We start from the raw sequence: 512 nt of genomic DNA, 5'->3' as shown, positions 1-512 counted from the left end.
CAAATTGGAGGTCGAATATCGTGGCTAAACACTTCTTCACGAAAGCGCTGTGCAAATAGCGTGTCTAAATTTGAACCTTCTTCAAAAATAAAGCGGCCTGTATCTTTAAATTGATAGTGTTTATCCCCTTTCAGTTCAATGTAATCCATCATTTCTAGCGCGCGTAAATAGAGCGCAATGGAAGTATCACTCAGCTGGTATCTCCGCGCGATCTCTTCTAAAGACCACTCAGGTCGACGCAAAAGATAAAGAAAATCAAATAAGTGAGGATATTGATGGAAAATCTCACTGTTGGTGTCGGTGATAAACTGTTCACTCTCTTGCTGCAGCTGCTTACCTCGCATGGATAACTCAACCAAATCCGTATCAAGGTGCGTGGCGTACAACAAGATTTTATCTAAACCAAGAGACGTATTGTGAAGCTGCCTTTTTATGGTAGAAAGCGGGATTCCAAGTCCAATAGAAAGCTCGGAATATCCAATGCCTTTTTCTTTTATTTTTTCTCGTAAAGC

1 protein-coding gene is annotated in these 512 nt (G+C 40.8%); it reads right to left on the bottom strand.

Annotation, left to right across the window (positions count from 1 at the left end):
• On the bottom strand, positions 1 to 512 hold a 512-nt coding region (locus tag R7P74_RS29535; protein WP_318124315.1), incomplete at both ends, for a transcriptional regulator.

It is taken from the genome of Vibrio sp. 2033 (assembly GCF_033339735.1).
Note: the sequence above shows the minus strand (reverse complement) of the source record. Positions and strands in the feature narration are given on the sequence as shown.